Source organism: Collinsella sp. AM09-41 (assembly GCF_003473245.1).
GTDB lineage: Bacteria > Actinomycetota > Coriobacteriia > Coriobacteriales > Coriobacteriaceae > Collinsella.
In genome coordinates, this window is sequence record NZ_QRMJ01000005.1 from 115,605 (window position 1) to 137,381 (window position 21,777).

Here is a 21,777-nt window from a genome sequence, read left to right on the forward strand (position 1 = left end):
CGCCATCTGCGCATCGAATCCGCATAGCGTGGACCCAATGTCCGGATAGCGCTCCCGCATTGCTGCAGACAGTCCTGCGGGTGTTTCCCGCAGGCCCACCAGGTTGTTCGTGCCCGAAAAGCCCAGTTCGGCGGGTTTCGCCTCCCCACGGGGTCAAAGCCTGCCGGCTCACCCGCGGTTCTTCGTGCCCGCGCCTCTATCAAGTGGTAACGACCCTACCACGTTGCACTTTACCAAACAAGAGTATTCGTATATAACGTTTAAAAAATGCAGGGATATGCTGGAAATAAGGGTGTAGCAATCTTGCGGCACAATAGATAGCAGCCGACGCGCACCTACGAAAGGAACCAATATGGCCGAGCTCCAAGAACTCCGTCGCTACCGCCGCGACTTGCACAGGATCCCGGAGCTCGACTTCGATCTTCCGCAGACGATCGCCTATATCGAGGGCGTGTTGGCACCGCTCACCTGCGAGGTGACCCATCCGTGCCCCGGCTGCGTCTGCGCTTTCTTCGACGCTGGCGTTGGCGCCGCGCATGCCACGGCGATTCGCGCCGATATGGATGCGCTGCCCATTGCCGAGGCAACGGGGGCAGCGTTCGCTTCGACCCATCCCGGCAAGATGCATGCTTGCGGGCACGATGGACACATGGCCATGGCGCTTTCGGCGGCAACCTTTGTCGACCGTACGATCCGTGAGCAGCCGGGCGCCATTAAGCGCAATGTGCTCTTTGTGTTTCAGCCGGCCGAGGAGACGACTGGTGGTGCCAAGACGGTGTGCGAGAGCGGCGTGTTCGAGCGCTACGGGGTGGATCGCATCTTCGGCTTCCACGTGTGGCCCGATCTGCCCGCCGGCACGTTGGCGAGCTGCTCCGGTCCGTTGCTGGCGCGTTCGAGTGAGACACACATTCATATCCATGGCACGAGCATCCATATCGCTAAGACCTATGGCGTTCCGGTCGAGGAGTCGCACGATGCGGCGCTGGCGGCTGCCAAGTTCTTGGTTTCCGAGCGCGAGCTCATGGACGAGTTGGGTGTCGACGAGCCCTGCATTGGTAAGTTCGGCCTGCTGCAGGCCGGCACCGTCTGCAATGCGGTGGCGGGGGAGGCCCATGTTGCCGGCAGCCTACGTGTGTTTACGGACGACATGTTCGACCGTGCGCGTGAGGGCGTGCGCCGCGTGTTGGACGAGGCCTGCGCCGCAACAGGCTGTACGTACGACCTCGACTTTGCCGAGGGCTATCCGCCGGTCGATAACGACCCCGTGCTGTTCGCCCACATTGCGCCTGTCTTGTCCGAGCTGCAACTCGTGGATGAGCCTTTGCTGATTGCCGAGGACTTCGCTTTCTATCAGCGCCATCTGCCAGGTGTGTTCTTCCTCCTGGGTACGGGCGTGCCGGAGGGACAAGATAATCCGATCGATTCGGATGGCTGTCCCGCCTATGCCACGAGCGCCCTTCACACTGATACCATGCTCTTTGACGAGGAAATCCTACTCAAAGGCCTCGACGTCTACAAACGATTGCTTGGCTTGGAGTGACGATGGAGCGACGCCGACAGTCTGCCGTGTATAGTCCTGGTGGGTGTGGGTGCGGCTTGCTGCTGCTCCCGGTTATTGCTGTGAGCATTGGCGTGATGTTTGCGCTTGCTGGGCTGGCTGCGGCGGCACTCGTACTGTTTATCACTGCCATCGGCGTGACGATTTGGCTCTGCCGCAATCGCGAGCGACGCCGTGCCGACGGTAAAACCAATGTCGGCTGGGTCATCTTTCTAATCATTGCGTACCTGCTGAGTGTCAGCTACCTTGTTTTCTTTGTCCTGTTGATGATCAGTGCCTTTACCGGGGAATCCGTCACGGTGGGTTGATCACCACTGGCAGACGGTCGCGCAAAGTGCGTTTGCTCGGCGCTTGGACAACTGCATTGGCCGTTTACCGCAACCTTAGCTCTCAGCTAATGAATTCAAGTTCAATCCTTCCTACGATGTGCTGTGTGCCGGCACGGTAGCCGGATCGTAGGAAGGATGAATAATGGCAAAAGAGGGAAAGAAGCCGATCGGCAAGATTGTCCTAGGCATCATCGTGGTGCTGGTTATCGTCGGTGCCGCGGGCTCTATGGGCGGCAACTCAACCGATTCGTCTGCGAGCGATTCGGCAAAACCTGCCGAGATGACACAGCAGGCTGAGGAGCAAAAAGAACCGCAAGAACCGTATACCATTGCTGACGAGGCTGAAGACACTTCCAATCAGTTTACCTATAAGATCACGGGCACGCTGACCAATAACACGGACAAGGAAAAGAGCTACATTCAGATTGAGTATGTTCTGTATGATGCCGATGGCAACCAGGTTGGAACGGCTCTTGCAAACACCAATCATCTGAAGGCGGGCGGCTCCTAGAAGTTCGAGGCGCTGGGTACGGTGTCTCCCGACCAGGTTGCTAGCTGGGAGCGTTCGGACGTAAGCGGTTTCTAGCATGTTGCATGCACTGGGGGAGGTGAAGTCGTATGCCCGATAAAAAGCTGGCCGAGGAGTTGCTCAACGAGCTTCTCGATGCGCCGAACATCGATGGCTATATCAGGGAGCACGACTTTGCCGCCCCGTCGCTTTCGGACTATCTGAAGCAGCTGCTGCAGGAAAAGGGCTTGGAGCGTTCGCGCGTGGTTCGTATGGCCGATCTCAATGAGACCTTTGGCTATCAGATCTTTACTGGTGCGCGTCACCCGAGTCGCAATAAGGTGCTGCAGATTGCCTTTGCGATGGCGCTGACGCTCAAAGAGACCAACCGTGCGCTGACGGCTGCCGGGGTAAGCGTCCTTAACTGCAAGGATCGCCGTGATGCGATTATCATCTTTTGCATCGATCGCGGGTGTAGCCTCCAAAAGGTCAACGAGGAGCTGTATCGCTTTGGCGAGGAGACGGTGAGTTAGCGGCTGATATCTGAGCCGGCGGAGCTGCCGAACAACGATGCAAACGAACGGGGCGCGGATGCCATGGGGTGTCTGCGCCCTGCGCTATGATGGAGGCTATGGATACTCAGACCCCAACATATCCCGATGACGAGCTGACCGCAGCGCTTGCCGAGCACCTGGCGTCGCTCGATCGCGACGACAGCTATCGCGTGGAGCGTGTACTTAAGCGCTCGTCCGTTGAAACAACTGAGCTCGTGTACTTTGAAGGAACCGGCGGTGGTTCGCTCGGCCCCTTTGTCCGTAAACGCATCGATGCTTCGACTCAAATCGGCGGGGCATACGAGCGTCTGTTTGCCGCTCAGCGGGCGGGCAGGCGTTTTGAGCACCTGCCCAGAATCGTCGATTGCCGTCGTGTGGGCGACGAGCTTAACGTGGTTATGGAATATATTGAAGGTGAGACGCTCGGGGTGCTGGTGGACCGTCTGGGAGCCACCCCCGATTATGCATGTGAATTGTATCCTGCCCTTTGCGACGCCGTGGGCGAGCTCCATGCCGGTTTTGCAATGGCGGGGGAGACGTCGGCGCCGGTGATCCATCGCGACCTCAAGCCATCGAATATCATCGTGACAGGTGCGAGCCGTACGCTCGATGAGGGCCTGACGTTTTCATCGCTGGTGATTATCGACTTGGGGATCGCGCGCGTATGGCGCGATGGCGCCGATGCCGACACCGTCAAGTTTGGCACGCGACCCTATGCGCCGCCCGAGCAGTATGGGTTTGGGCAGACGAGTGTGCGCAGCGACGTCTACGCACTTGGCGCCCTGTTGTTCTTCTGCTTGACGGGAATCGACCCTAAACCAGGGCTCGACATGCGCGAGCAATGCGAGGCGCGTGGCATTCCCACTCCACTTGCCGATGTCATCTGCATGTCGATGGCGCTCGACCCGGCTAAGCGTTTTGCGAGTGCGGAAGCGTTGGGACGGGCTACGCGCGCGGCATACGATCTGAGTCGCCCCGTGCGGCCTCCTGCGCCTGCGCCTGTCCGTACTCCGGCCTCGGAGACGGTGTTGACGCCCCAAGGGCTCCAGAACCCCGCAGGGCTTCCTAGGCCTGCCGCCTCCGCTGCATGCGGTCTGCTCTCTCGCGTTCCGGAGTCTCTGGGGCGCATTTGGAATACGCTTGTCTGCTTCTCGCTACTTGTGTTCTTTGCCGGAAGTCACTTTGCCGTCTTTCACCCCACGGGAGCAAACCAAGGCTACCCGACGTGGCTTCTCATAATCGAGTATTTTTTCTTTGTCGATGGCCTTATGGTGCTTATGCATTTTGCGCTGCTCGATAAGCGCCGTCTTCGTCGGCGATTCGTACTGCTCGACAGCTATCGCGGCAAGAAACTCGCGAAACTCTGGCTCAAGGCATTGGGTGTGCTGCTCCTATGCATGATCGTCATAGTCGCGGTTGCCAATGCGACCGGCGTCGTCGATACCTCCGCTACCTAAAAGAAAAGGGCCCCATTGGGGCCCTTTGCAGTTGCACCTAGATGCGGTTCATCTGAGCGGCGACTTTGTTGTACCAGTCCTGCCACGTGGGCGGGCAGTACTTTTTGGCCGCTGCCGGGGTAAGGGTGGAGCCGTAGTTGGCGCCCAGATAGGCAACGTGAGCGGAGATGCCCTCGCTCCAGCTGCCAAAGCTGCGCCAACCGCCGCCACGGGCACTCCAGCCCCAGGCGTTGTAAGAATTGGCGCAATAAGCACCCTTGGTGCTCTCGATGCAGGCGATGGCGGGGGACCAACGGGGGTCGACACCGGTATTCCAAGCGGCGACGGCAAAGTTATAGCCCTGGCCTGCCATGGGGGAGCCGGCGAGATAATTGTCGATGCGGCTCGTCCACTCATTAATGAACGAATCGTAATCGGAACTACCGGTATTGGAGTTGTTCACCGTGGTGTCTATGGTGGTGTTGGTGTTGGTGGCCTGGCTGCTGGAATTGCCGCCGCTTACGCCCTCGCCCGAGAGCTTCTCGGCGGCAGCGGCCTTATCGGCCTCAAGCTTGGCAAGCTCGGCGGCATTTTCCTGCTCGGCTTTTGCCTGTGCCTCGCTGCGGAGCTGCTGGGCCTGAGCCAACGCATCCTCGGCGTTTTTCTGCTCTGCCTCAAGCTGAGACTTGGCCTGCTGGAGCTCAGCCTTGTTCTGCTCGAGTTCGGTTTGCATGTTATTAAGCTGTTCGATCTCGTCGACGCTCGAGCTCGTGATCTGGTTGGTGTATTTGCAGGTCGTGATGAACTCACCCAGGCTCTGCGCGTTGACCAGGAAGCTCACGATGGGGTTGGTGCCCTTCTGATACTTGTACAGATCGCGCATGGCGGAGCTTGCCTTGGCCTGCTGCTCGGGAAGCTTAGCCTCGATTTCCTCGATACTTGCCTCATTGGAGTCAATCTGCTTTTGCAGGTCATCGAGTTTGGTGCGGGCGTCGTTGTAGGCGCTCGTGGCGGCTTCGATCTTCTGCTGGGCTGCGGAAAGCTGGTCCTGCGTTGCCTGCGAGGCGGCATACGCCGCAACGGGGGAGAGCATCGGCGTGGCCGTCAGCGCAACGGCGAGCGCGGCGCTCGTGATGATACGAGCCGGCTTCGACGCAATGAGCGCTGCGGTGCGATGATTCGAATGCTGCATCCAGTCCCTCTGCAATCAATCGTAGGTTATGGTTCGAACGGTATTCTACTACTGCTTTCGACCTCAACTTGAACCTTAAAGGTTCCAAAGGGTCAAGTTGAACTTGAGGCTTTGGCTTTGACCTGCAGTTATGATGAATTGTTGAGAAACCATAGAGTTCAACTTTAACGTTACGGAACCCTGTCGAGAGGGTTTTTTATCAAAAGTCGCCTCATGTGGGGTTTTGCAACTACAGGGTCCCATTACGGCGAGGGCGGATTTCATGCTGAATAATTGCGCTGATTGCCATAGATACGGTGGAGCTTTGGGCGCCGGCGGCTTGGCACGCTAGAATAAATCAGTTGCGCAAAGACCGCCCCGTTGTGTGGGCAGTTCATGATAGGAAGTTTCCATGGCATTGCAGTTTACAGAGCGCGAGTTCATTCCCGTGCTGCTCGGTGGCGACATCAACGCCTATTCGGTGGCGCGCGCCTTCTATGAGGAGTACCAGGTCAAGAGTCTGGTCTTTGGCAAGTATCAGACGGGTCCCGCGTACCGCAGCCAGATTATCGACTACACGCCCAACGTGGATATCGATACCATGCCCGTGATGCTCAGGACCGTCAACGGCATTGCCCAAGCGCATGCCGATAAGACGATTGTCCTTGTGGGCTGTGGCGATAACTATGTTGCCCTCGTGGCTCAGGCCAAGGATGCCCATGAGTTGGCGGATAACATCGTCGCGCCTTACGCTCCCTATAGCATGCTTGAGCAGTGTCAGAAGAAGGAGATCTTCTACGAGCTGTGCGAGAAGCATGGCGTGCCCTATCCGCATACCTTTACCTTCACCATGGCGATGCTGAACGCCCAAGGCGAGGCGCCTGCCGAAGTGCTCGACCAGATCGATTTTCCTTACCCGATGATTCTGAAGCCTTCTGACGGCATCATGTGGTGGCAGCACGAGTTCGAGGGCCAGAAAAAGGCCTATGAGATTGCCGACCGTGCCGAGCTGGAACAGGTCATTCGCGACTCGTATGCCAGCGGCTACACCGACGACCTGATCTTGCAGGATCGCGTGCCCGGCAACGACGAGTACATGCGCGTGCTCACCAGTTATTCCGACCGTAACGGCAAGGTGCGTATGATGTGCCTGGGTCACGTGCTGCTCGAGGAGCATCAGCCTCACGGTGTCGGCAACCACGCCTGCATCATCACCGAGCCCAATGACGAGCTCATGGGCGGCGTGCGCAAGTTGCTCGAGGACCTTCACTTTGTGGGCTATTCCAACTTTGACGTTAAGTACGACGAGCGCGACGGCTCGTTTAAGTTCTTCGATTTCAACACGCGCCAAGGTCGCAGCAACTACTACGTTACCAACAGCGGCTTTAACGTCGCCAAGTATGTGGTGGACGAGTATGTGTTCAACCGTCCGTTTGAGCCGGAGTTTGTGACGGCACAGGACGAGGCACTGTGGATGGTCGTTCCCATGGGCGTCGTCGACAAGTACGTCAAGGATCCCGAGTTGCGCGCGGAGGTGCATCGCCTGGACAAGGAAGGCAAGGGCGCCGACCCTTCGTTTATGAAGGGCGACTTTGTCTTTAACCGCTGGCTGCGCATGTGGCACACCAAGCTGCGCCACTTTAAGCTGTTCAAGACGTATTACAAGTAGATGAGTGCGGCGCCCGTCCGGTTTACATCGGGCGGGCGCGGGTATGATACGCGCAATTGCGCAAGCGTCACCAAGGAGGCGGCGATGGAAAAGCTGGGAGTTATCGGCGGCATGGGCGCCGAGGCCACGTCGTATTACTACGACCAAGTGGTGCGCCACACGGCTGCTGCCTGCGATCAGGAACATATCGACATGGTGGTGCTCTCCAAGTCGACCATGCCTGACCGCACGCTGGCCATTAAGACCGGCGAGCATGCCAAGCTGCTGGCGACCATGAAAGAGTGTGCCCAGGCACTCGAGTCGCTGGGCTGTGCGCACATTGCCATTCCCTGCAACACGTCGCACTACTTCTACGACCAGATCCAGTCGTTTACGAAGGTGCCGATTATCCACATGCCGCGTGAGTCGGTGCGCTATGCCCTTGCGGGTGCGGTGATGGGGGAGTGCGAGTTCGACCCCAACCTGAGTATGCCGGCCGAGCCGGTGCACAAGATTGGCATTATGGGCACCGACGGAACCGTGGGCGCGGGCGTCTACGGCCGCGAATGCGAGGCTGCGGGTGTTGAGGTCGTCTATCCCAGCGAGAAACGTCAGAACGATGTGATGTCGCTTATCTACGATGATGTGAAAGCCGGACGTGAGCCCGATATGGATAAGTTCGACCGCGTGATGTGGGAGTTCGCCCGTAGCGGCTGCGACCGTGTCATTCTGGCCTGCACCGAGCTATCGGTGCTGCAGAAGTATCGAGAGATGCCCGAGATCACCCTCGATGCCATGGATGTCCTGGTGCGCGAATCCATCATCCGCAGCGGCGCCCCCTACCGCCTCTAGCTTCCGACCTGTCAAAAAGGGACAGGTTAATTTTGGTAGGTTTTATCTGATGAAACAGTAAAGGCCTCGGCTCGTTTGGTGCGAGCCGAGGCCTTTTGCGTTGGGCGGTTGCTGCCGGTGGCGAACTAGAACAGGAAGCCGATGGCGATGAGGGCGATGCTGACGATGAGCACGGCGATGTCCAGGCCCTTGATGGGGTAGCGCTTGTACGAGCTGGCGCGTGTACGCAGATAGAAGCCGCGCTGTTCTGCCGCCAAGGCTGTGGCATCGGTCTTGCCCACGCTCGAGATGAGCAGTGGCACGCACAGTGGCAGCATGAGCTTAAGCTTCTTGATGGGGTTCTTGGTGTCGTACTCGACGCCGCGTGCGGTCTGCGCTTCCATGATGGCGTTCATCTCCTGACCAAACACCGGCACAAAGCGTAGCGCCGTGGTAAAGGTGAAGGCATAGCGATACGGCACGTGCAGCACCTCGACGCAGGCGTTGGCAAGGTCGTTGAGCTTGGTCACCATGAGCATGAGGATGAGCGGTAACGCCACACCCAGCAGGCGCAGACAGGCCTTCGATCCTGTGATGAGGCCCGTGTCGGTGATAAAGCCCCACACAACGTTGCCATCGCGCATAAAGGCCAGCTGGAGCACCAGCATGATAAGCGCGAGCGGAATCAGCAACTTGAGCAGCGAGAACAGACGGTCGACGACACCGGCATAGGCACCCAGCGCAAGGGTGAGTGCCAAAAAGCCCAGCAGCGCCACGTAGGTGTCGGACAAGAAGATGCCGACGATGATGGCGGCGGCGAGGCCCAGTTTGACGACGGGGTTCAGGCGATGCAGTAGCGTATCGCCCGGCATGTAGTCGATGACGTTAACCACGGCGGACCATCTCCTTGGTAATTCGAACGACATCGGTGACCTCGCTCACCTGCGCAAAAGCGGGCGAGACGGAAGATGCCAGACGGCGCGAGAGTTCAATAACCTGGGGAGGCTCCACGTAGGCACGCCGCATGAGATCGATGTTCGAGAATAGCTCGTGCGTGCGGCCGCGGCCGAGGATGCGACCGTCGGCCATTACTACGATACGCTCGGCAAAATCCGAGACGACTTCCATATCGTGGCAGACCATAATCACGGCGCAACCGCGCTCGGCCATGGTGCGCACTGTTTCCATGACGGTCATGCACTCGCGGTAATCAAGGCCGCTCGTGGGCTCGTCGAGCACGACGATCTTGGGCTCAACCACTACGACGGAGGCAAGCGCCACCATTTGTCGCTGGCCGCGCGAAAGCGAGAAAGGTGCCTCATCGGCAGGCAGGCCAAAGCGGTCGATAACAAGTTGAGCACGACGCAGAGCCTCGGCACGGTCGATGCCGGCAAGCTCCAGGCCAAAAGCGACCTCGTCGAGTACGGTATCCTTGCAGATCTGGCGGTCGGGGTTTTGGAAGAGGGTTGCGACTTCGCGGGCGATGCGGCTCGTGGGAACGGCCGCGGTATCCAGTCCCGTGACGCGCACGCTGCCCGAGGCGGGCTTGAGCAGGCCTGTGAGCAGCTTGGTGAGCGTGGTCTTGCCGGCACCGTTTTGGCCGACGATGCCCACGAGCTCGCCGGGATAGAGCGTCAGGTTGAGGTCGTGTACGGCGGCGCCGCCATTGGGATAGGCAAACTCAACATGGTCGAAGGTGAGTACGGGTTCGGCGTCCTTGGCATGAGGGCGCAACGACGGTGCATGCGGGGAGCCGGCGGGCGCCTGGGCTTCGCTGGCCGCGCGTGCGGGGTCGACGATGCCCGAAATCAGGCGCTCGGCCTCATCGACATCCAAGCAAGGGGTACCGCTTACCAGGCCATCGGCCTCGAGGCTATTGAAGATACGCGTGACGCGAGGGCAGTCGACGCCGATGGCACGGAGCTCGTCGGTATGCGCGAAGACCTCGTGTGGCTCGCCCTGCAGCGCGATTTCGCCATGGTTGAGCACGAGCACGCGGTTGCAGTACTCCGAGAGTAGGGCGACCTTTTGCTCAACGACGACGATGGTGATTCCAAGCGCGCGGTTTGCCTCACGCAGCGTCTCGAAGACCAACGTGGAGCTGGCGGGGTCGAGTGCCGCGGTGGGCTCGTCGAGAACCAAGACGCGCGGACGCATGGCGAGGATGGCAGCGATGGCCACCTTTTGCTTCTGTCCGCCCGAGAGGGTGGCGATCTCGCGGTCACGCAGGTCGCTGATGCCGACGGTCTCGAGCGTTTCACTCACGCGCCGCTCGATCTGGTCGTGGGGAACGCCAAAGTTCTCGAGGCCAAAGAGCATCTCGTCCTCGACGACCGAAGCGACCATCTGCGTGTCGATATCCTGCAGCACACTGCCGACGATTTGCGACACGTCGGTGAGCGAGGCTTCGCAGGTGTCGTGGCCGTCTACCATGACGGACCCAAAGAACGTGCCGGTGTAGTGGTGGGGCACGGCGCCCGACAGGCAGGCGGCAAGCGTGGACTTGCCGGCGCCCGAGGGCCCGATAATGCCGATGAAATCTCCCTTGTTCACGCTGAGTGAGATGTGGCTGAGCGCCTGCTCGGTCTGCGTGCCATAGGAGAACGAGACATCGTCGACGTTGATGATCGTTTCCATGGATACCTTTCATAGTCATCGGGGACGTTCTTTAATGACTAGTCGTTTAAGAACGTCCCCAAGAGTTAACTGTTTGGGACAGTCTTTGCCGGTGGAGCACGGAGACGGCTTTACGAGGGGCCCCAGGTTGGCGCGAAAGAGGAGCGAAGCGTACTTGGGTACGCGAGCGACGAATGAACGCCAAGATGGGGTGGCTCATAAAGCCGAGCGGGTTAGTTGAGCTTCAGGGCCTTCTGAATGGGCAAGTAGAGGGCGCCGACCAGAATGGCGTTAAAGACGGCGGTCATGGCGACGACGGGCAACATGGCGGCGGCGAGCTCGCCGACCACGCCGAGCATGGCCATCTTGATGACCATGAAGATGGCGCCGGAGACAAAGGTGGTCACGAAGGTTGCGACGATGGCGACGGCAGGCTTGACCTGACCGTTCTTGCCGGCGGCGTTGACGATGCCGGCCATGAGCATGGCGGCGATGCCCTCGGCGGCAAAATCGACGAACGGCGAAGTGGTGGTGATCTGGATCACGGCAGCCGAGATGAGGCCAATGACGAGCGCCTGGCCGATGTTGGGGCGAACGACCAGGATGGTGAGGCAGAAGGCCGAGATGATGAACTCGGGGCTGATCATGCCGCCCGAGATGCCCGAGATTGCCTTGCCGACGGTGAAGTTGAGGATGAAGCCGGCGGCGAGCAGGATGGCGAGCAGGACGAGGGCGCGGACATCGAGTTTGCCGCGATCGGCGGTATGGACGGTGCGGGGCTGGGTGGCGGTGGTGTTCTGAGGCATGGTGAAAATCCTTTCGGAAGGGGATTGCAAGAGAAAAGCGGAGGCGCGTGATGCGAATGCGATCGGGCTCGAGATAGAAAAAGGCCCCCGGTCGAAACCGGAGGCCTTCCAATCACCTAGAGCGCAAAAACAGGCGTGAGGGACTCACTGTCGACCGATCGTATTCGCATCACGCCACCACCAGTTGTTGAGAGATTTCATCGTGTTCTTCATGTTGGTGGCTCCTTTCGTGATGCCGTGGCGCGGTCGCACCTAGTTGCTGTTGCGCTGCACTATAGCACAGCGAAGTGTGTGCGGGGAAATCTTTTTTAAAAAGATTTCAGGCGGGTTTCCCGTCGGTCAAAAGAGCGGGCTAAGCGGGCGAGGCTGCCATTGCTGCCTTGCCCGCTCAGCTAGGACGTTACTCCTTGTTGCGACGGTAGAGGAAGTAACCACCGGCGGAGATGACGGCAACGCCAGCGATGGCGAATGCAGCCACCATGCGGCCATCAAAACGATCACCGGTGGTGGGCAGGCCGCCCTTGGTGTTCGTTTTGTTGGTGGTTACTGTGGTTGTGGTGTCCGACTTGCCAGGCTTCTCAGGCTTGGTGGTGGGCTGCTCGGGCTTAGCGGGCTGCTCGGGGGTGCCGGGCTGCTCGGGGGTGCCGGGCTGATCCGGGGTGACCGGATCGGTGGCAAGAGCATCCTTGGCGTAAGTGATGGACACCTTGAGGCCGTTGGTCTCGGTGTTCAGGTCGCTCGGGGTGAAGGGCTCGTCAAAGTTTCCGGCCTTCTGATAGGCGCGCATCTCCTGGAGCAGGGCCTTGCACTTGACGTAGGTGTTCTCGGTGGCAGCCTTGCCGGCCTTGTTGGCCAGAGCGGTGCGGCCCTCGGTGGTCGTCTCGGCCAGCATGGCGGCGTCGACTTCCTTGTTCTGTTCGATGAGCTCGTTCTGGAGTGCATCGAGGTAGGAGCGGACGCTGATACCAAGGGTATCGGGATTCTCAAAGCAGAGGGAGCTGATGTCCATGAGGACGTAGTTGATGGAGTTCTCGGGCTCCTCGTTGTTCACGATGTCCGTCTCTTTGCAGTGGTCGAAGGAGACGGTCTGGTCGCTGAAATACGGGCTAACCTCGGTAATCAGCGCGGAGTAGAAGGGGATGGCGACGGAGTACGCGGCGCGGGAGAGCATTTCCCACTGGATTGTTGCAACCTGGGGATCAAGACCGTTGCGAACCTGGAAGACGTGAATCTCGGTGTTGCGCTCGGTGCCGATGGCATAGGCACCGTCAGTGTTGGCGTTAAGGCCCGGGGTATTCTCGCCACGGTTACCGAGAGAGCGAATCATCTCAAAGGTAGTCCAGTCTTTCTTTCCGGGCTGGAAGAACAGCGGCTGCATCTCGTGGACCAAGGCGCCGGTCGTGGCGCGAGCCTCTTCGCGCTCGTCCTTGACGATCTCGTAGTCGGTGCCCTCCTGGAGCTCGTTGCCAAAGTAGTTACGGCCCTGGACGTAGCGGGTCCACTGGTGCATACCGGAATTCTGAATGGTCTCGCCATAGGTTGCGGCGACGTCGAACTTGCCGTCGGTGTACTCGGCAAAGCCCTTCTCCTTAGGCATGGACTCGATGCCCTCGGAGTGCAGGCAGTTCTCGGGGTCGTTGAGGTCGACATCGTAGTTGAGGTTGCCGATGTTGGGGTTGATCGAGGCGACGTCGTCGGCGAGCTTCATGCCGATCCACTGGTGACCGGAAAGCGCGGCAAATAGCCAGGTCTCGTTGTTGTCGGCGATGATGATCTGGTCGTTGGAGCAGACGCCCTGCTCGTCAATCAGGCTGCCGAGGAGCTCGACGCCCTCGCGGGCCGTGGCGCTCTCGCCCAGGATGACGCTGGCGTAGTTGTACTCGCCGATGCCGGTTTTAGTCAGGGGGTCTGCTGTCTCGGCATCTGCATTCATACTGGTGCTTAGCGTGGCGGAGCAGGATACGCCCTTCTCGTTGATGCCTGCTTCAGAGTAGGCATCCCAGCGGTTGTCCTACTGGGAGGGATGGTCGCGTACATAGGTGTAGCGATACGTGGTCTTGGTCGAGGTGTACATGAACGAAGACTCGTCCGAGCTGTACGTATGTCCCGGGCCGTGAGAGGGCTCAATGCCAAAGTGCTTAAGATAGCGCGGGCCATAGTCCTCGGAACGGCCGTAGTACGTGTTGCCGTCGGCCGTAAGGTTTTTGCCCATGTAGACCTGCGTGCAAGCGAGTGCAGAGGTCGGCATGGACATGATGGTTGCAGCTCCAAATGCAAGGCCTATGCCAAGCTTCTTGAGCGCGTTGACGGGGCGAGTTTTCCTCATTTTCCCTCCCAGCGTGCGAAAGCCCTCTGTCGCCAGAGGGCTTCAGCCAATAAAGACACCTCATTAGCGTAACGAACTGGAAACAATATTCATCTATGAAAGAAACTTACTCGATAAGCGTGATGAAATATGCGATGAGCGGTTAATCGTACTCAGTTTGCAGCTTTACTTTAATAAAGACGCCCTGTAATTACTGTAGCCGAATAAAGTAGCTGGGAATGCCCGAAATGAAAATCCCCCGCTGTTTGACGAATGCATAAACAGCGGGAGAGGCGATAACTGGATGAATATCATACCAATGTGGATTTACTTCTTTCGGCGGTGAATCACGTTGATGGCGTAACCGACGAGCATGGCCAAGACGATGACAATAAAGCCGATCAGGGGATTGTCGTTCATGGGGTCCTCCTATTTTCCGAGCGGTGAGAATTCGTCGACGATGAGGTCGAGGCATTGCGGAAGCGCGCGGGCTCCAAAGACGCCCGAATTGCTGGAGATAATCTCGCCATCGAACTGCATGCCCAGCGACGGGGTGCAGGTGATCTTGGCTTCCTTGGTCTGGATGATCTTGAACTGCGGGCGCCCGAGTACCTTGCCGGCGGGGTCAAGCGCAGCGGTGATCACAGTAGGCAGCAGCTGCACGGTGCGCACGGGTTCGATGACCGCAATATCGACCATGCCATCGTTCATGCGGCAGTCGGGGAACAGGTTGATGTCGTTTTGAATGACCGAGGTATTGCCCGCCATGCAGCAGATGCCGTCGAGCTCCTCGACAATGCCGTCGTGCTCAATGGTAAAGTGCGCCACCGTGGGGTTGGGCGTGGCGAGAGCGGAGAGGAAGTAGGCGATCTCGCCGATGTCGTTTTTGGTGGGAGCGGCCTTCATCATGATCTCGGCGTCGAAGCCCGAGCCGGCGATGATGATAAAGCCGTGGCGCTTCTCTCTGCCGTTCTCGTCGAGCCAAAAGAGCTCGCCCATGTCCACTTTGACCGTGCGACCGGCGCGGCAAGCCTTGGCAAGCGCCGCCGCCTCAGGGGCATTGCCGATGTTGTTGAAGAACAGGCAGGCCGTGCCGGAGGGGAAGACGAGCGTGGGGACGCCGCATCCGCGCATCTGGTCGAGCACGTTGGAGACGGTGCCGTCGCCGCCCGAAATCACCACGCGATCAAACTCGCGCACGTCTGCCACGGCGTCCTCGGGTTCCATGCCATCGCCGATAAAACGCATCACGACCTCGTCGCCGCCCTGCGCGAGGGCGTGCGTGAATGCGTAGATTTCATCTGAGCTGGGGCCCGATGCCGGGTTGTGGATGATAAGGCAGCGCATACTTACGTTCCCGTTCTGTGACTAACCGAGTATAGTTGTAAGACAATGCCGTTATCCTACCCGTGTTTTTCGGGCCTAACCTTATTCGATGGGTTGATATGTACATTTCCACACATCAGGCTCTACTCGACTTTTGCCAGCGCGCCCGTGAGTTTGACGCGATTGCCGTCGATACCGAGTTTTTGCGCGAGCGCACGTTCCATCCGCGCCTGTGTTTGGTTCAGATTGCCACCCCTGCCGAGAGCGTCGCGGTCGACCCTCTGGTGATCGACGACCTGTCGCCGTTGGCCGAGCTTATGGCCGACGAGAGCGTGACCAAAGTCTTCCACGCCTGCTCGCAGGATATGGAGGTTATGCTTCATACCGTAGGCGTGCTGCCGCGTCCGATTTTTGACACGCAGGTGGCCGCCGCCTTTTTGGGCGAACGCCAGCAGATTTCCTACGGTGCGCTCGTGCAGACGTTTTGCGGCGTCTCGCTGCCCAAGACCGAGTCGCTGACCGACTGGTCGCGTCGCCCGCTGACCGACAAACAGATCGAGTACGCGATCGATGACGTCAAGTACCTGATCGTCGCCTATACCGAGATGATGAGCCGCCTGCGCGAGCTGGGCCGCGTGGACTGGGTACTCGACGAGCTGCGCCCGCTGGCTGACGAGTCGCACTATCGCGCCGATCGCCACGAGGCGTTCCGTAAGGTCAAACGCATCAATTCGTGCAGCCGTCACCAGTTGGGCATCGCGCGCGAGCTCGCCGCCTGGCGCGAGGACCGCGCCGAGCGCCGTAACATCCCGCGCAAGTGGGTCATGTCCGACGACACGCTGCTTGCGCTCGTTAAGCGCAATCCCGTGCGCGTTGAGGAGTTCCGTAGCATTCGCGGTACCGACCAGTTGGGGGAGCGCGATGTGGACGGCGCGCTCATGGCCATCAAGCGCGGCGCGAGCTGCCCGTACGATCGCCTGCCGCTCATGGTGCGCGGACACCGTCAGATCTCGCCGGAGCTGGAGAGCGTGACGGACCTGATGTATGCGCTCATCCGCCTGGTTGCCGAGCGCTCGGGGGTGGCGACCTCGGTCATTGCCTCGCGCGATGACCTGGCCGATTACATCGAGCATCCTGAGCAAAGCCCCCTGCGCGAAGGCTGGCGTTTTGAGCTTGTGGGTTCGCGCCTGGACGATCTGCTTTCCGGCAATATGGGGCTCACCGTGAAGGACGGAAAGATTGAGTTGTTATAGGTATATAGTTACGCGGTTTTACCAAACCGCGTAACAGCTCGACGCTGCAAACGGCCGAGAGCGAGCAATCTGACGTTCAATCGTCGCTCGCGTACCAAAGTACGCGTCGCTTCTCTTTCACGTCACCTTGCTCGCTCTCGGCCGTTTTCGCTGACATTGCCAAAACATCGATGTTGATTTGCCTGCTGGGCGAGTGGGTAAAATGCCTCCAACGTGTAACTCGATTCGGAGGAATTCGCATGCCTTATTACTATGGATACGGCTTTGGTATCGACCCGCTGTACCTGCTGGTTGTTCTTGTTTGTACAGTGCTTGGCCTTGCTGCGCAGAACTATATCAACTCGACGTACAAGACCTGGTCCAAGGTTCGCTCGGACGGCGACACGGGTGCCACGGTCGCTCGCCGCATGCTCGACGCCAACGGCTGCAATGCCGTGGGTATCAAGGGCGTCGCTGGTGAGCTTACCGACCACTACAACCCGCAGGACAACAATCTGTATCTGTCGGATTCCAACCGTTCGGGCGGCTCGGTCGCAAGCGTTGCTGTCGCTTGTCACGAGGCAGGCCATGCCGCGCAGCGTCAAAGCGGCTATGCCATGATGAAGGTACGCACCGCCCTCGTGCCGGTCGTCAACTTTACCCAGAACACTTGGACCATCGTGCTGCTCATGGGCCTGTTTATGAACATCGCGGGACTCACGACCCTCGCACTGATCTTCTTCTCGTTTAGCGTGCTGTTCCAACTGGTTACGCTACCGGTCGAGATTGATGCTAGCCGGCGCGCCGTGGCGTATATTGAGCAGTCGGGTATGAGCTCCAAGCAGGTCAACGGTGCCAAGAAGGTGCTGACGGCCGCCGCGCTTACCTATGTGGCTGCGGCGCTCACCTCGATTATTCAGCTGCTCTATCTTATGGCTCGCTACAACAGAAACTCCAACCGATAACAAATTGGGTCGCTGGGCGCCGCGGGAATTTGTGTCCCCGCGGCGCTGTACTATGTGTTGGACTTGAATTTGCGCAGGGCCAGAGCCTTTGTGCACGATGACGAAAGGAGGCTGCGTGGCAGGCTGGAATCTAACCGGCAATGCCGTTTCCGCCGAGTTCGACGGTTCGGACGAGCAGGAGCGTAAGGAGCTCAGCGTGAGCCAGGCGGTAGAGATCGCCGCCGGTGCGCTCGATGCCATTCCGCAGCTGAGTGTCCTGGGCGAGGTCACGGGTTTCCGTGGTCCCAATGCCCGAAGCGGCCACTGCTACTTCCAGATTAAAGACGACTCGGCCGCCGTCGACTGCATCATCTGGAAGGGCGCCTATCTCAAGCGTACCTTCGATCTGCGTGACGGCATGCAGGTGAGCTTTAAGGGCAGCTTCAATCTCTATAAGGCCACGGGCCGCATGAGCTTTGTCGCTCGCTCGTTTTCGCTGGCGGGGGAGGGTCTGCTGCGTCAACAGGTGGCGCAGTTGGCCGAAAAGCTACGCCGCGAGGGACTGATGGACGAGTCCCGCAAACGCCGCATCCCGGTGTTTTGCTCACGCGTGGCGGTCGTCACCTCGCTTTCCGGTGCGGTAATCGACGACGTCAAGCGTACGCTGCGCCGTCGCAACCCGCTCGTCGAGCTTGTCTGCGTGGGCGCCAAGGTTCAAGGCGAGGGTGCGCCGGCCGAGCTCATTGATGGCTTGCGCCGCGCCGCTTCCATTACGCCGGCGCCCGACTGTATTTTGCTGGTGCGCGGCGGCGGCTCCTTTGAGGACCTCATGACCTTTAATGACGAGGAGCTTGCCCGCGCGGTGGCGGCTTGTCCTGTGCCCGTGGTGACCGGCATTGGCCATGAGCCCGATACCTCGATTTGCGACATGGTGAGCGACCGACGCGCCTCCACGCCCACGGCGGCGGCAGAATCGGTGGCGCCGGCTATGACGGAGTTGGCCGATGTGCTCGAGGCGCGCCATCAGCGTCTGGGTGCCGCGATGGCATCGATGATTGGGTCGGCCCAGGTCGACCTGGAGATGCTCGATCAGCGCGGTCGCCGTGCCTGGGATACCTATACGGCTCGCTTGGGTGATGCGCTCGATGCCGCTGCGTGTCGCCCGTGCCTCAACGACCCCACATTTATGGTCGAGCGTCGCGAATCGGAGCTTGCGCTGACTGCCGATCGCCTGTCGGGCGCCATAGTACGCTCGGTCGGGACATTCCGCTCCAACTTTGAGCGCTTGCCCGAGCGTCTGATTACAAGCACCTCGGGGCTCGATGGTAAGCGCCATGCGCTCACGCTTGCGAGTTCCCGCCTAGAGCATCAAGGGCGCACGATGCTCAGCAAGCCAGCGTCCGACCTGAGCCGTGCGGCAGCGTCGCTCGATGCCCTGTCGCCGCTCAAAGTGCTTGCTCGCGGCTATTCCATCGCGTACAGCGATGATGGTGTGGCTACGAGTGCCAAGACCTTTAAGCCTGGCGACGCCATTCGCGTGCGCATGGCAGACGGCAACGTGGCAGCAACGGTCGATACGGTCGAGTAGACCGCGTTTCGCAGTGATAGACCCTTAGGAAAGGAAACAGATATGGCAGAGAAGACCCCGGTCGAGCAGCTTACGTACAAGCAGGCCTCGCAGGAGCTGGAGCTCATCATCCGCAGCCTGGAGTCGGGCGATATGGAGCTTGAGGAGTCGCTCGAGAGCTACACCCGCGGCGTCGAGCTCCTCAAAAGCCTGCGCACCCGCCTGTCCGATGCCGAGCAGAAGGTCTCGGTGCTCCTTAAGGACGTCGACGGCAACGACGTGCTCGCCGACGGCGAGGCCGCCAACACCGATGATAACCTTTCGTTCTAAGCATCTCGACCAAATATAATTACCTTGGTCTGTAAGAAAGGAACCAGCTATGTGCGATTGCATCTTCTGTAAAATTGCCAACCACGAGATCCCCTCGACCGTTGTCTATGAGGACGACCAGGTCATCGCCTTCGACGACCTCAACCCGCAGGCGCCGGTCCACACGCTCGTGATCCCTAAGAAGCACTACAGCGACATCGCCGACAACGTACCCGCCGAGACCATGGGTGCCATAGCTCACGCCATCCAGGAGGTCGCCAAGGCCAAGGGTCTGGAGGACGGTTTCCGCGTCATCTCCAACAAGGGCGTCAACGCCGGCCAGACCGTCATGCACTTCCACATGCACGTCCTCGGCGGCAAAAACCTGGGCGAGAACCTCATCTGAGGGCGCTTGGCCCGTCGACTTGGCTGCCTTTGGAGTAATCTATGCAGCTTTCTCAACTCGAATACCTTCAAGCGGTAGCGAACTATGGCGGCGTGCGCAAAGCAGCTCGCGCCGTTCATGTGAGTCCGCAGGCCGTTTCGTCGGCAATCAAAAAGCTGGAATCTGAGTATCAGATTGTTTTGCTCGACCGATCGGCGGGGGAGGCTGTTTTGTCTCCGGCGGGCAGAGAATTTGCGCGTCGTGCGCGCGTGATCCTGGCACAAGTCGACGATCTCAAAAAGTACGCTCAATCGAGGGGCGACGGCGTTTCGCCCGATGGCCACTTTCGTCTTTACGCCCCCTGCCTTCATGGGCGGGGGCGCCTTTTTGCCGAAAGCTGGTATGACTCGTTTGAACGCTCGCATCCTCAGATTCACCTTGATGTGTGGCATCAGCCAACGGCCACATGCTTTGAATCACTTGTGCTTGGCATTTCGGATGCGGCTATCTCATTCGAGGAACCACGGGACAGCGTCCTTTCTTCAAAATATTTGGGTGAAAAGGAGCTCAAGGTTCTTTCATGCCCAGCGGGTCATCAATCTGTGGGCGCCATGACCATTCGCGAGTTACTGGGCGGCAGACTCGCTGTTCCCATTAATTTGTCACCCTGTCTCAATGCAATCAATCAATGTCCCGAAGCCCAGCTGGTTAATTTCCGCTTCCGTGATGTCGAATACGGAAACAAGGCGCAGGCTGAGTTTCTTCAAGCCGGGGGATTGATATTGAGTTTTTCTGGGTCCTCTCTTGCGTCGGATGGATCAGAAGTGAGTGAGTGCTCAATTGAAGGTTCGCGTGATGTAGCCTTGCCCATCTACTTTTGCTATCGACAAAATGCCTGGACTGATCGACACCAGACGGTTTTTCTGCACCTATTGCGTCATCTTGCTTCGTGAGATTAATTGGCTTCGAGGCATCAAGTGATTATTGACGCCTTGTAACACATAGCTGACAGCTTTGCCCTCATGCTTTTCCAAGATTCCGATTTAGATTGCTGACTCTTGGAGGCTGGAGCATGAAAAACCGTACGGTTTTGCTTTATATGACGTTCGTTTTTCTGTCGAACTTCAGCACCATCTTGTATTTTCTAACTGTCTACCTTGAGTTCGTCGGACTTTCGATGGTATCGATTTCTAGCATGATGATTGCATATCAAGTGAGCAAGTTCATCCTTGAAGTTCCCACTGGCTATATTGCTGATAGGTTTGGACGAAAGACAAGCGGTCTCGTTGGCGTCGTGGGAATGCTTGGATACTACGCCGCCCTGCTTCTCGTCCGTTCTCCCCTGCTTTTAATCGGTGCGTTCGCTCTCAAGGGTTTTGCCGTTGCGTGTGTGAGCGGATCCATCGAAGCGATTTACATTGACAGCGTCTCTCAGGACCAGCTCGTAAGACTTAATGTCGTTGAGCGATTTGTTTTCTATGCCTCTTATGCCATCTCCGCTTGCGTGGGCGGTTTCATTTCGTCCGTCGGTGCATATCTCATTGGTCTTTCGGCAGATATCATCGCAATGGTGTTGACGTTGGTTGTCGTTGTCTGCATTCCTGAAATGCGAAGAGGGGGCACTGCGACGACACCTGAACATGGGGTTAGCCCGAAGATGATCGGTACCGCTATTGCGGGTAATGGCATTCTTCGTTCAGCGTTCATCATGGACTGTTCTCAGGCATTTGCTTTTGTCGCCCTGGAAGACTTTTTCTCACTGCTGCTTGCGGGTCGCGGAATGAATGCCGTCGCTTCGGGTGTGACCATTGCGGTCCAGCTCCTTGCCTCGGCCTCCATGGGACTTATTGTGCCCTGTGCGATTGCTCATGTCGACAAGGGCCGCTTTGCGCGTATTTGCGGCATCGTTCGCTTAGTATTGACAGCTTTGTTTTTGATCCCCCTTACTCCGGCTAATTTGCTGCCCGTGTTCTATGTGCTGCAGACGGTTGCGTACTCGTTATTTGCTCCAATTAAATACTCAATTTTTCAAAAGGCAGCCGATTCTTCGATGCGCTGTTCACTGATTTCGGTTCAAAGCCAGATGGTGGCGGTGGGCGCCATCCTTTTCTATCTGTTCAATGCTGTGTTGAGCAGCATCGCGGGCATTCGAGTCATATTGCTTGTCGCGCTCGGGATTTCTTCCCTTGTGTATATCCCCGCGCTATTTCGTCTTACAAGTCAAAGGACATGGGTATTTAGACACCGATAAC

At 58.5% G+C, this 21,777-nt stretch carries 20 protein-coding genes, 1 pseudogene and 1 riboswitch; of the genes and pseudogenes, 14 read left to right on the top strand and 7 right to left on the bottom strand.

Going from position 1 to position 21,777, the window contains the following annotated elements; translation table 11 throughout:
* Positions 1–38: 38 nt before the first annotated feature.
* Positions 39–207: riboswitch (Lysine riboswitch) on the bottom strand.
* Positions 208–352: 145 nt separating this feature from the next.
* The 5 genes from DW112_RS07335 to DW112_RS07355 all read left to right on the top strand — a co-directional run bounded on the left by DW112_RS07335 (position 353) and on the right by DW112_RS07355 (position 4,406).
* Positions 353–1,540: an N-acetyldiaminopimelate deacetylase gene (locus tag DW112_RS07335; protein ID WP_117637492.1), complete on the top strand. Its 1,188-nt coding sequence runs from the start codon at positions 353–355 to the stop codon at positions 1,538–1,540.
* A gap of 2 nt (positions 1,541–1,542) precedes the next feature.
* The gene (locus DW112_RS07340) at positions 1,543–1,866 is read left to right on the top strand and encodes a hypothetical protein (RefSeq protein WP_147351840.1); all 324 of its coding nucleotides are present in this window, start codon (positions 1,543–1,545) and stop codon (positions 1,864–1,866) included.
* 163 nt (positions 1,867–2,029) lie between these two features.
* Positions 2,030–2,398 (top strand): FxLYD domain-containing protein, encoded by a 369-nt coding sequence (locus tag DW112_RS07345; RefSeq protein WP_233545887.1) that lies wholly within the window; start codon positions 2,030–2,032, stop codon positions 2,396–2,398.
* A 107-nt stretch (positions 2,399–2,505) separates the two neighbouring features.
* The gene (locus DW112_RS07350; RefSeq protein WP_118328651.1) at positions 2,506–2,928 is read left to right on the top strand and encodes an XRE family transcriptional regulator; all 423 of its coding nucleotides are present in this window, start codon (positions 2,506–2,508) and stop codon (positions 2,926–2,928) included.
* Between the two features lie 98 nt (positions 2,929–3,026).
* Entirely contained in the window at positions 3,027–4,406 is a 1,380-nt protein-coding gene (locus DW112_RS07355; protein ID WP_158571739.1) for a protein kinase, read from the top strand.
* A 37-nt stretch (positions 4,407–4,443) separates the two neighbouring features.
* On the opposite strand, the gene DW112_RS07360 is transcribed toward DW112_RS07355, so the two are convergent.
* Complete coding sequence (locus DW112_RS07360; protein WP_118328653.1) at positions 4,444–5,577, bottom strand: glucosaminidase domain-containing protein; 1,134 nt, start codon at positions 5,575–5,577, stop codon at positions 4,444–4,446.
* 391 nt (positions 5,578–5,968) lie between these two features.
* Here DW112_RS07360 and DW112_RS07365 point away from each other — a divergent pair, with 391 nt between their 5' ends.
* Positions 5,969–7,225, top strand: coding sequence for an ATP-grasp domain-containing protein (locus DW112_RS07365; RefSeq protein ID WP_117800362.1), 1,257 nt, complete (start codon positions 5,969–5,971; stop codon positions 7,223–7,225).
* An 84-nt stretch (positions 7,226–7,309) separates the two neighbouring features.
* The gene (locus DW112_RS07370) at positions 7,310–8,056 is read left to right on the top strand and encodes an aspartate/glutamate racemase family protein (protein WP_055287235.1); all 747 of its coding nucleotides are present in this window, start codon (positions 7,310–7,312) and stop codon (positions 8,054–8,056) included.
* A 125-nt stretch (positions 8,057–8,181) separates the two neighbouring features.
* Here the strand turns inward: DW112_RS07370 and DW112_RS07375 are convergent, their stop codons facing one another.
* The 6 genes and pseudogenes from DW112_RS07375 to DW112_RS07400 all read right to left on the bottom strand — a co-directional run bounded on the left by DW112_RS07375 (position 8,182) and on the right by DW112_RS07400 (position 15,109).
* Positions 8,182–8,928: an energy-coupling factor transporter transmembrane protein EcfT gene (locus DW112_RS07375; RefSeq protein WP_022094111.1), complete on the bottom strand. Its 747-nt coding sequence runs from the start codon at positions 8,926–8,928 to the stop codon at positions 8,182–8,184.
* On the bottom strand, positions 8,921–10,672 hold the full coding sequence (locus tag DW112_RS07380) for an ABC transporter ATP-binding protein (RefSeq protein ID WP_118328654.1): 1,752 nt from the start codon (positions 10,670–10,672) through the stop codon (positions 8,921–8,923). The genes DW112_RS07375 and DW112_RS07380 overlap by 8 nt, the downstream gene beginning before the upstream one ends.
* A 212-nt stretch (positions 10,673–10,884) precedes the next feature.
* Entirely contained in the window at positions 10,885–11,457 is a 573-nt protein-coding gene (locus DW112_RS07385; RefSeq protein WP_117770122.1) for a hypothetical protein, read from the bottom strand.
* Between the two features lie 400 nt (positions 11,458–11,857).
* The gene (locus tag DW112_RS10195; protein ID WP_369834950.1) at positions 11,858–12,466 is read right to left on the bottom strand and encodes a hypothetical protein; all 609 of its coding nucleotides are present in this window, start codon (positions 12,464–12,466) and stop codon (positions 11,858–11,860) included.
* Between the two features lie 78 nt (positions 12,467–12,544).
* Positions 12,545–13,783: pseudogene (locus tag DW112_RS10100) on the bottom strand (C69 family dipeptidase); the annotation flags it as partial.
* A 408-nt stretch (positions 13,784–14,191) separates the two neighbouring features.
* Positions 14,192–15,109, bottom strand: a complete 918-nt coding sequence (locus tag DW112_RS07400; protein ID WP_117773928.1) for a diacylglycerol kinase family protein — start codon at positions 15,107–15,109, stop codon at positions 14,192–14,194.
* A 98-nt stretch (positions 15,110–15,207) separates the two neighbouring features.
* Between DW112_RS07400 and rnd the strand changes: the two genes are divergently transcribed.
* The 7 genes from rnd to DW112_RS07435 all read left to right on the top strand — a co-directional run bounded on the left by rnd (position 15,208) and on the right by DW112_RS07435 (position 21,776).
* Positions 15,208–16,341 carry a ribonuclease D gene (rnd, locus tag DW112_RS07405; protein WP_117655316.1) on the top strand — a complete coding sequence of 378 codons (1,134 nt, stop codon included), beginning with the start codon at positions 15,208–15,210 and terminating at the stop codon, positions 16,339–16,341.
* Between the two features lie 239 nt (positions 16,342–16,580).
* Positions 16,581–17,285 (top strand): zinc metallopeptidase, encoded by a 705-nt coding sequence (locus tag DW112_RS07410; protein ID WP_118328657.1) that lies wholly within the window; start codon positions 16,581–16,583, stop codon positions 17,283–17,285.
* 115 nt (positions 17,286–17,400) lie between these two features.
* Entirely contained in the window at positions 17,401–18,852 is a 1,452-nt protein-coding gene (xseA, locus tag DW112_RS07415; RefSeq protein ID WP_324249364.1) for an exodeoxyribonuclease VII large subunit, read from the top strand.
* A gap of 42 nt (positions 18,853–18,894) precedes the next feature.
* Positions 18,895–19,161: an exodeoxyribonuclease VII small subunit gene (xseB, locus tag DW112_RS07420; RefSeq protein ID WP_006234311.1), complete on the top strand. Its 267-nt coding sequence runs from the start codon at positions 18,895–18,897 to the stop codon at positions 19,159–19,161.
* A gap of 49 nt (positions 19,162–19,210) precedes the next feature.
* Positions 19,211–19,546 (top strand): histidine triad nucleotide-binding protein, encoded by a 336-nt coding sequence (locus DW112_RS07425; protein ID WP_117564389.1) that lies wholly within the window; start codon positions 19,211–19,213, stop codon positions 19,544–19,546.
* 41 nt (positions 19,547–19,587) lie between these two features.
* The gene (locus DW112_RS07430) at positions 19,588–20,478 is read left to right on the top strand and encodes a LysR family transcriptional regulator (RefSeq protein ID WP_118328658.1); all 891 of its coding nucleotides are present in this window, start codon (positions 19,588–19,590) and stop codon (positions 20,476–20,478) included.
* A 119-nt stretch (positions 20,479–20,597) separates the two neighbouring features.
* Positions 20,598–21,776, top strand: a complete 1,179-nt coding sequence (locus DW112_RS07435) for an MFS transporter (protein WP_118328659.1) — start codon at positions 20,598–20,600, stop codon at positions 21,774–21,776.
* Position 21,777 lies beyond the last annotated feature (1 nt).